The 8,979-nt window shown below is 63.8% G+C and carries 9 protein-coding genes; 3 read left to right on the top strand and 6 right to left on the bottom strand.

The genetic code is table 11. The features are described 5' to 3' along the window. The 4 genes from AAFM29_RS15590 to lptB form a co-directional block, all read right to left on the bottom strand. Positions 1-496, bottom strand: a 496-nt coding sequence (locus AAFM29_RS15590) for a response regulator transcription factor (RefSeq protein ID WP_341713702.1), incomplete at its 3' end; no start/stop codon positions are given. Between the two features lie 138 nt (positions 497-634). Continuing rightward, entirely contained in the window at positions 635-1,069 is a 435-nt protein-coding gene (locus AAFM29_RS15585; protein WP_341713701.1) for a nuclear transport factor 2 family protein, read from the bottom strand. Between the two features lie 32 nt (positions 1,070-1,101). Continuing rightward, entirely contained in the window at positions 1,102-2,550 is a 1,449-nt protein-coding gene (rpoN, locus tag AAFM29_RS15580; protein WP_341713700.1) for an RNA polymerase factor sigma-54, read from the bottom strand. 26 nt (positions 2,551-2,576) lie between these two features. Further along, positions 2,577-3,362 carry an LPS export ABC transporter ATP-binding protein gene (gene lptB / locus AAFM29_RS15575; RefSeq protein ID WP_341713699.1) on the bottom strand — a complete coding sequence of 262 codons (786 nt, stop codon included), beginning with the start codon at positions 3,360-3,362 and terminating at the stop codon, positions 2,577-2,579. Between the two features lie 188 nt (positions 3,363-3,550). Here lptB and AAFM29_RS15570 point away from each other — a divergent pair, with 188 nt between their 5' ends. Together AAFM29_RS15570 and AAFM29_RS15565 are read left to right on the top strand one after the other, a co-directional pair. Then, complete coding sequence (locus tag AAFM29_RS15570) at positions 3,551-3,931, top strand: hypothetical protein (RefSeq protein WP_341713698.1); 381 nt, start codon at positions 3,551-3,553, stop codon at positions 3,929-3,931. 78 nt (positions 3,932-4,009) lie between these two features. Then, positions 4,010-5,356 (top strand): TldD/PmbA family protein, encoded by a 1,347-nt coding sequence (locus tag AAFM29_RS15565; protein WP_341713697.1) that lies wholly within the window; start codon positions 4,010-4,012, stop codon positions 5,354-5,356. A gap of 21 nt (positions 5,357-5,377) precedes the next feature. Here the strand turns inward: AAFM29_RS15565 and ppa are convergent, their stop codons facing one another. Further along, a complete protein-coding gene (ppa, locus tag AAFM29_RS15560; RefSeq protein WP_341713696.1) occupies positions 5,378-5,911 on the bottom strand; it encodes an inorganic diphosphatase in 534 nt (177 codons plus the stop codon). Positions 5,912-6,004: 93 nt separating this feature from the next. Further along, positions 6,005-7,945: a peptidase M61 gene (locus AAFM29_RS15555; RefSeq protein WP_341713695.1), complete on the bottom strand. Its 1,941-nt coding sequence runs from the start codon at positions 7,943-7,945 to the stop codon at positions 6,005-6,007. Between the two features lie 95 nt (positions 7,946-8,040). Here AAFM29_RS15555 and hisS point away from each other — a divergent pair. Continuing rightward, positions 8,041-8,979, top strand: a 939-nt coding sequence (hisS, locus tag AAFM29_RS15550) for a histidine--tRNA ligase (protein WP_341713694.1), incomplete at its 3' end; no start/stop codon positions are given.

Genomic DNA, 8,979 nt, shown 5'->3' with positions numbered 1-8,979 from the left:
CCTTGCGCAGCGAAAGCAGCTCGAGCATCGCATATTCCTTGCCGGTCAGGTGCACCCGGGCGCCATCGACCTCGACCGTCTTGGCGTCGAGGTTCACGGCCAGCTTGCCGGTGCGGATGATCGACTGGCTGTGGCCCTTCGAGCGACGCACCACGGCGTGAATGCGGGCGACCAGCTCTTCACGATGGAACGGCTTGGTCACATAATCGTCGGCACCAAAGCCGAACGAACGGATCTTGGAATCCATCTCGGCAATGCCCGAGAGGATCAGTACCGGGGTCTGGACCTTGGCGACGCGCAGCTTCTTGAGCACGTCGTAACCATGCATGTCAGGCAGGTTAAGGTCGAGCAGGATGATGTCGTAGTCATACAGCTTGCCCAGATCGAGGCCCTCTTCGCCCAGATCGGTCGAATAGACGTTGAAGCCTTCGGTCGTCAGCATGAGCTCGATCGCCTTTGCGGTTGTCGGCTCGTCTTCGATCAGCAGTACACGCATGGGTTGTCCCCCGTAGCCCCGAAATCACGGTAACTCCTCGCTAAGAGGTGTTGCCCGCTATTAACCACGCAAGTTCTGAACGGAAAAGGTTAACGTGAGGTAAATCGCGTTAACGTTTTTCACTGTTGCAACAGGGACTCACACCTCGATCCCGATGTTTCGCGCCACTGCCGCTTGGTCGTAGTAGGGGCGCTCGACCAGGATCCGGTCGCTGCCCTCCGCGAACTCGACACTCGCCGCCAGTCGCAGGCGCAGCTTGCGTCCGGTGGGCGGCACCACCCGGTCCGGCAATCGCATTTCGCCCAGATGGGTTCCGGTAAGCCAGAACTCTACCAGCACGGTATTCTCAGTGTGGGCGATAGCGATAATCTCGTTTCCCTGATCAGGGAAAACCGACCGTGACGCGGCGAAATACCCTCGCACTGCCTGTTCGCCATCGAAAACCTGGCCGGTTGCCATTTCGTAGCGTGGGTGCCCGGCAAATGTGTCGATCACCCCGTCCCAATCATACACGGTCTCAAGGTGCATGTGGTCGCGGACGGTCTGGATGCGGCGTTCGGCAAGGTCTGGCATCGGTTCTCTTACAAGACCCGAGCTTTGCAGCATCAGAAGTGCGAGGCGAGCTTTTTCTGCCGCCGCCGCTGGGCGCTTGAACCGATCCCGATCGCCTCGCGATACTTGGCGACAGTGCGGCGGGCGAGGTCGTAACCTTCCTGCTTCAGCAGATCGGCCAGAGCCTCGTCGGAAAGCACCTTCTTGGGGTCTTCTGCATCGCAGAGCGCCCGAATCCGGGCCTTGATTGCTTCCGAGCTGGCCCCTTCCCCATCTGCGGCAGCCACCCCGCTGGAGAAGAAGTACTTAAGTTCGAAGGTGCCGCGCGGGCAGGACAGATACTTGTTGCTGGTGACCCGGCTGATGGTGCTCTCATGCATCTCGATCGCTTCGGCCACGTCGCGCAAGGTCAAGGGGCGCATCGCTGTCACGCCCTCGCGGAAGAATCCCTCCTGCCGCTTCACGATCTCGGCGGCAGTCTTGAGGATGGTCCGCTGGCGCTGGTCGAGTGCCTTGATCAGCCAGTCGGCTTCGCCAAGCTGTTCATTGAGCCAGGCCTGTGATGCCTTGTCGCGCGCTCCAGCCTTGAGCTCGACGTAATACTCGCGGTTGACCACCAGCCGGGGGAGGCTCGCCTCGTTCAGGCGGATATCCCAGCCCTCGTCCTTCGGCGACACCAGCACATCGGGCACGACCGCCGCTTCGCTCGACCCGCCATAACGTAGGCCCGGGCGCGGATCATAGCTGCGCAGTTCGGCAAGCATGTCGGCGAAGTCCTCGTCATCGACATCGCACATGCGCTTGAGGCGGGCGATCTCGCCCGCGGCAACAAGATCGAGGTTCTCGATCAATCGAGCCATGCAGGGATCGTAGCGATCGGCCTCCTTGGCCTGCAGTGCGATGCATTCGGCCAGGTTGCGCGCGCCCACGCCCGTGGGATCGAGCGACTGCACGAGTGCTAGTGCCCGCTCGATCTCGGCCAGCGGCGCGCCCAATTCCTCCGCCAGCAGCCGCAGTTCGGTCGCGAGATAGCCCGCCTCGTCCAATTCGCCGATGATGCGCAAGGCGATGATTGCCTCGCGTGGGTCCTTTGCGACTGTACCTACCTGGCCGCCGAGATGCTCCGCGAGTGTTGGTTCGCCGCCTGACCGATTTTCCAGGTCGGGCAATTCCTCGCCACCTGAGCCAGCGCCCGCGCGTCCCCAGTCGCCGGCGTCGCCGGGAGCTGCCTCGGGATCGAGCGCGCTGGCCGATATGTCGAGCGCCTCGGTCCCGTCGAAGTCGGGCGCGCTATCGTGCTCACCAGCAGATGGTGCCGGTTCCTCGCTCGCCTCGCGGCGGACCTCACCCATTTCGAGCAGGGGGTTCGATTCGAGCGCTTCGGTAACGAAGCTTTCAATCTCGAGGTTGGACAGCGCCAGCAGCTTGATCGCCTGCTGCAACTGCGGCGTCATCACCAGCGATTGGGTTTGCCGTAGGTCTAACCTCGGACCCAGCGCCATGGTTCAACTCCCCCCGACCCTCGGCATCAGAGGGTGAAGCTCTCGCCCAGGTAGAGCCGCCGCACGTTCTCATCCGCCACCAGCGCCTGCGGAGTGCCGGCAAAGAGGACCTGGCCGCCATAGATGATGCAGGCGCGATCGACGATCTCGAGTGTCTCGCGAACATTGTGATCGGTGATCAGTACACCGATTCCGCGGGTCTTGAGGTCCTTGACCAGGTCGCGAATGTCGCTGATCGACAGCGGGTCGATCCCCGCGAAAGGTTCGTCGAGCAGCATGATCGATGGCTTGGCCGCCAGCGCGCGGGCAATCTCGCAGCGGCGCCGCTCACCGCCCGAAAGTGACATCGCCGCGCTCGCGCGCAGCCGGGTCAATCCGAACTCGTCGAGCAGACGCTCCAGCTCCTGCTCGCGGGTCTCCTGGTCGGGCTCGACCATCTCCAGCACGCAGTTGATGTTCTGTTCGACGGTCATGCCGCGAAAGATGCTGGTTTCCTGCGGCAAATAGCCCAGGCCCAGAATCGCCCGCCGGTACATCGGCAGGCAGGTAACGTCCTGCCCGTCCATCAGGATGCGGCCGGCATCGGGGCGGACCAGGCCCATGATCGAATAGAAGCAGGTCGTCTTGCCCGCGCCGTTGGGGCCCAACAGGCCGAGCACTTCGCCCTTCCCGACAGACAATGAGATATCGGTCAGGATTGCCCGCTTGTCGTAGCTCTTGGCGATCGAGATCACCTCCAGGCCGCCTTGCGGGATCGGCGGTGCGGCGTCGTGGACCGGGTCGGTGACGGTGGCTTGGTCGATGTCTGCCATGCCCGCGACATAGGCAGGACGGCGGCGGGTGAAAACCCCGTGCGGCGCTTTGTTCGACGAATTGGCAGGATTCCTGCATGGAACGCCCTTGGGTCACATCGGGACAAGCATGCGCAAGATCAGTGCACCTGCTTGCCAGCGCCACGCAAATTTGAAACAATGTGATTCGGGTGCAGAGGACAGGGGAGATGTCCATGGACAAGGTGGTCGAAGAGGGTCACGTCGTCGAAAAGAACGACGGGCACCATATTCGGGACTGGCGCAGGTCGATGAGCGACAATGTGGCGCTGGCACTTCTGGCTTACACCGCCTTGCAGATATTCGTTACCGTGCACGCCATGCGGCAAGGCATGAACTCGATCGCGCCCTATGTGCTGCTGGTACTTCTGGTCGCCGGGATCATTCCATTCTGCCGGAAGTATGAACATCGCTGGACCGCGCTGACCGATGAACAGGCGGTCGATCCCGCGCTGGCCGGGGCCTTTCGGCGGGATCAGATCGCACTGTGGCTCCTGGCGATCAGCACGCCGCTGATCCTGACGGGCTTCTTCATGCTGATCTTCTCCTGAGATCCAGCCCGCACGGTTGCCAGTTGCTGGCGCCGTCCCTACCTGCGCTGCGATGAACGCAGTTGAGTTTTTTCGATCATGATCGCCAGCGAACAGGCACTGGAACGTTGCTGCCAGCTGGTTGAGCTTGCGCGCAGCAAGGGTGCTGACGCCGCCGATGCGGTGTGCCGGGCGAGTACCTCCGAAAGCGTCAGCGTGCGGCTTGGGGCTCTTGAGGATGTCGAGCGTTCGGAAAGCGAGGAGATCGGCCTGCGCGTTTTCGTGGGGCGTCGCTCATCCTCGATCCATACCAGCGATTTCGGTGCGGAGGGACTTGCCGTCCTGGCCGAACGCGCAGTCGAGATGGCCAGGCTGGCGCCTGAAGATCCCTATGCCGGCCTCGCGCCAGAGGATCGCCTGTTCAACGGCGACATGCCCGATCTCGAACTGTCCGATGCCAGCGAGCCCAGTCCCCATGCCTTGCGCGAGCTGGCGCTAGCGAGCGAGGATGCTGCGCGTGCGGTGGCGGGCGTCACCAACTCCAATGGTGGGACAGCAGGATATTCGCGCGCAGTCTTCGGGCTCGCGACGTCACACGGCTTCGCAAGGGGACATGGCGGCGGATTGCACTCCCTGTCGGCCAGCGTCGTTGCGGGCGAGGGGGCGGACAAGCAGACCGACTATGCCTATCGCACGACCCGCTATCGTTCCGACCTGCCCGACCCCGCCGATATCGGACGCGAAGCGGGCGAACGCGCCGTGCGCAAGGTCGGATCGGGTTCGATAGGCTCGGGCCGGATGCCGGTGGTTTTCGATCCGCGTGTCGGTTCGGGTGTGCTCGGCCACCTGCTTTCGGCGATGAGCGGACCGTCGATCGCGCGCAAGGCCAGCTTCCTGCTGGAGCGCGAAGGCGAACAGCTGTTCGACAGCGCGATCCGCGTGGTCGAACAGCCGCTGCGCCGCCGCGGATTGCGCTCGCGCGCCTTCGATGGAGAAGGCATTGCCTGTGTGGACCGGGTGCTCGTCGATGGCGGTCGCCTGACCGGTTGGCTGACCAATGTCGCTTCGGCTGCACAGCTCGGCCTCGGGCTGACGGGCCATGCCGGGCGGGGCGGCGGCGGTTCACCCGGGATTGCGCTGGGCAATGTCATTCTGGAACCGGGCAGCGTCAGCGTGGCCGAGCTGATCGCCGATATCGAGGACGGGCTCTTTGTCACCGGCCTGTTCGGCCAAGGCGTGAACCTTGTGACGGGCGACTACAGTCGCGGCGCCACTGGGCTGCGCATCCGCAAGGGAGAATTGGCTGAACCCGTGGCCGAGATCACCATTGCTTCGACCTTGCCGGAAATGTTCCGCGCACTGGTGCCGGCCAATGATCTCGAACTCTTGCACGGGATCGATGTGCCGACGTTTCGCATCGACAACATGGCCGTGGCGGGGGAGTAACGCCCCGCCACGTCGCCTGAATTACTTGCCCGCCTTGTAGCGTTCGATCGCTTCGATAACGATTTGGCGCGCTTCGGCGGCCTCGCCCCACTTGCCGACGCGGACCCACTTGTCCGCTTCGAGATCCTTGTAGTGGGTGAAGAAGTGTTCGATCTGCTGGAAGATGATCGAAGGCAGGTCCTTGGTTTCACCCACATCCGAGTAATAGGGGAAGGTCGTGTCCACGGGGACGCAGATCAGCTTCTCGTCGCCACCATGCTCGTCTTCGAGGTTGAGCACGCCGATCGGGCGGGCACGCACCACACAGCCGGGAATGAAGGGCGAACGCGAGATCACCAGCGCGTCGAGCGGATCGCCGTCGGGCGAAAGCGTGTGCGGCACGAAACCATAGTTTGCGGGATAGCGCATCGGCGTGTGCAGGATACGGTCGACGAACAGGGCGCCCGATTCCTTGTCGAATTCATATTTGACCGGTTCGCCGCCGGTCGGGACCTCGATGATCACGTTGAGGCTTTCGGGCGGATTGTCGCCCACGGGGATCTTGTCGATGCGCATGACGCGTCCTTGCTGAGTGTGTTCGTCCCTCCCCCCAGAAAGACTTTGCGACGGCGCCCTTAGAGGCGTGCTGCCAAGGCCGCAACCCGCACTCTAACCTGAAATTGGCGCCAGCAATCGATCGAGCCCCTGGACCTCGCTGCCCTTCGCCTCGAGCCACGGGTAGCGCAGCCCCCCGTGGTAATCGATCGCGATCGTATCGTAACGCTCGCCGCGCTTGACCAGCAGCTCGATGGGGCGCTGTTCCGCCTTGGCGGCGGTGATCGCATCGCGGATCGTGTCTTGCGAATAGGCAATCCCGCCGACCGCCACCACCTGCGTGCCGTTGATGATGCCGGCATTGAAGGCGGGGCCGTCCCACAAGGTACTGACGACCTTGCCGTCCTTGTCGAGGTTCATGCCCAGCGAATAGAACAGGTCGAGGTAGTTGGCGCCGCCCATCCGGCCCTTGTGATAGGGATTGGGTTCTTCCTTCCACACCAGCTGATATCCGGCCATTTCGATGCCCCGCACCGGCGCGGGCTGGCCCCGTTGGCGCAGGCGCGTGTCCAGGAAACTTGCCCAGTCGTAGGGGTAGATCGCGCTCAGCGTCGCCACGACTTCCTCGAAGTCATAGGTCAGCTGACCCCAATCGCCATCGGTCTTGCCGAAGAACGCCTTGGCGAAATCGTCGAGCCCCCTGGTGCCACCAGTGCCCTGGCGGATGATCTGGTCGGCCTCGAGCCAGGTCAGCGCACCTTCGGTATAGTAATCCTCGCTACGCTGGAGCGAGGGGTAGGGGTGCGGGCGGCGGGCGTTGACGATCGGATCATAGGTCGTGTCCTGAACGCTGCGCCAGGCGCGCCCCGGTTGCCCTTCCGAATAATTCGCCGCCGCCAGCGCCAGCGTGCCAAGGACCGTTTCCTTCTTCTGCAGGCCCGATCGGGCTGCAAGGATCCAGCCCCAGAACTGTGTCTGGCCTTCGTAGACCCACAGCAGGTCGTCCTGCATCGGGGTGCGATAGTCGGGAGTCCACAGCCCTTCGGGGCGGCGGAACTTGCCGTTCCAGCTATGCACCAGCTCGTGGCTGACGACATTGTGGTCCCAATCCATCTCGTCCCACTTGATCAGCGCAGTGGGCTCGTACTGGTTTTCCGCCGAACGATGGTGTTCGAGCCCGATTCCGCCCATCCGGTCGGTCATCGCGAGCAGGATGTCGTAGTGATCGAAGTGCCGCGCACCGAACAGGGCATCGGCTTCGTCGACCAGCCTCTCGAAGCGCGCGAGGTTCTCCGGCGCGATGGCGAGGTATTTGGGGGCATCGGCCACGGCATCAAGGCGGACGTTTTCGCCCACCTCCCACTGCTTGGCGTATTTCCCCGCGAAGATCGGCGAATCGACCAGCGTTTCGTAGTCGATGGTCGCCCAGGTCAGCGTGTCGCCCTTGCGTGCCTTGCCGTCGAGTGCGGTAAACACTTCCCAGCCCTGCGGCACCGTGACGCTGGGGGCCACGGCGATGCGGCGGGTGTAATGGCCTTCGGGATAGAGGCTCATCTTCTCCCACTGCAGGTTGAGCATTTCCTGCGTCATGGTGATCCGGCCCTCGCTGCCGGTAATCGGCGAGGTGTGGACGAAATTGGCGACCACTTCGCGGGTTCCGGCAGGGACGCTCACGACGAAACGGTAGACGTCGAGCGTGTCGCGCTTCCAGCTCAGCGGCTTGCCGCCGGCGGTAAAGCGGATGTTCGAAAGCTGCGCGATCGGCCCGCGCGGCGCGTGATTGCCGGGCAGCCACTCCGGAAACAGCAGCACCAGTTCGGTGGTGCCAGCGGTCACCGGGATGGTTTCGGTGACGCGATAGACGCTGCGCTGCGTGTCGCTCGCATCGATACTCAGCTTGATCGTCCCGCCCGGCCAGGGCGTGTCGAGCGGCAGCGGGGTCGCATCCTGCAGTTGCGGCGCGAGCGGCGCCGAATTGGCTTCGGGACGGGCTCCGGCGGGGGTGACGACGAGCAGAGCGGTGGCGAGCGCGAGCGGCGCGGTGCGGATCAACATGGCGCGCCTCATGCGCAAGGGGGGCGCGCAAGGCAAGCAAGGGTTCGACGAGCGACTTTCCCCGCTCCGCCGAACGCGCTAAGCGCCGCGCCGACATGAGCAAGACCCCACAAGCAATCCGCGGTACGCAGGATATCTTCGGCGCCGATGCCGAAGCCTTCGCCTTCGTGGTCGAAACCTTCGAACGCGTGCGCAAGCTCTACCGCTTCCGCCGGGTCGAAATGCCGGTGTTCGAAAAGACCGAGGTGTTCAGCCGCGCGATCGGCGAAACCACCGATGTCGTCTCGAAGGAGATGTACTCTTTCGAGGATCGCGGCGGCGACAGCCTGACGCTGCGCCCCGAATTCACCGCCGGAATCGCGCGTGCCTTCCTCACCAATGGCTGGCAGCAGCACGCGCCGCTCAAGCTCGCGACGCATGGGCCGCTGTTCCGCTACGAACGGCCGCAGAAGGGGCGCTATCGCCAGTTCCACCAGATCGACGCCGAGATCATCGGCGCGGCCGAACCGCAGGCCGATGTCGAACTGCTGGCCATGGCCGACCAGATCATTCGCGAACTCGGCATCGAAGGCGTGACCCTGCACCTCAACACGCTGGGCGATGGCGACAGCCGCGAGGCCTGGCGTGCGGCGCTGGTCGAGCACTTCCGTGCCGTGAAGGGCGAACTGTCGGAGGATTCTCAGGAGCGGCTCGAGAAGAACCCGCTGCGCATCCTCGACAGCAAGGATCCGCGCGACAAGCGCTTCGTCGCCGATGCGCCCAAGATCGATGCCTACCTGTCGGACGAGGCGCGCGCCTTTTTCGATGCCGTGACCAGCGGTCTCGATGCCGCGGGCGTGAGATGGGTCCGCGCGGAAAGCCTCGTCCGCGGGCTCGATTACTATCGCCACACTGCCTTCGAATTCATTCCCGATGAGGGTAGCGAGGCCGCCGGCAAGCTCGGCAGCCAGAGCACGATCCTCGGCGGCGGGCGCTATGACGGGCTGATGGAAAGCCTCGGCGGCGCGCCGACGCCAGCGGTCGGCTGGGCCGCG

This window comes from Erythrobacter sp., assembly GCF_038133525.1.
Taxonomy (GTDB): domain Bacteria; phylum Pseudomonadota; class Alphaproteobacteria; order Sphingomonadales; family Sphingomonadaceae; genus Qipengyuania.
This window is presented reverse-complemented; position numbering and strand designations above follow the sequence as displayed.

What these genes read in the sequence shown, in the direction of transcription:
- AAFM29_RS15565 (WP_341713697.1), top strand. Translation starts at nt 4,010, where the DNA reads ATGATCGCCAGCGAACAGGCACTGGAACGTTGCTGCCAGCTGGTTGAG.
- AAFM29_RS15570 (WP_341713698.1), top strand. Translation starts at nt 3,551, where the DNA reads ATGTCCATGGACAAGGTGGTCGAAGAGGGTCACGTCGTCGAAAAGAAC.
- ppa (WP_341713696.1), bottom strand. Translation starts at nt 5,911, where the DNA reads ATGCGCATCGACAAGATCCCCGTGGGCGACAATCCGCCCGAAAGCCTC.
- AAFM29_RS15555 (WP_341713695.1), bottom strand. Translation starts at nt 7,945, where the DNA reads ATGTTGATCCGCACCGCGCCGCTCGCGCTCGCCACCGCTCTGCTCGTC.
- AAFM29_RS15585 (WP_341713701.1), bottom strand. Translation starts at nt 1,069, where the DNA reads ATGCCAGACCTTGCCGAACGCCGCATCCAGACCGTCCGCGACCACATG.
- rpoN (WP_341713700.1), bottom strand. Translation starts at nt 2,550, where the DNA reads ATGGCGCTGGGTCCGAGGTTAGACCTACGGCAAACCCAATCGCTGGTG.
- lptB (WP_341713699.1), bottom strand. Translation starts at nt 3,362, where the DNA reads ATGGCAGACATCGACCAAGCCACCGTCACCGACCCGGTCCACGACGCC.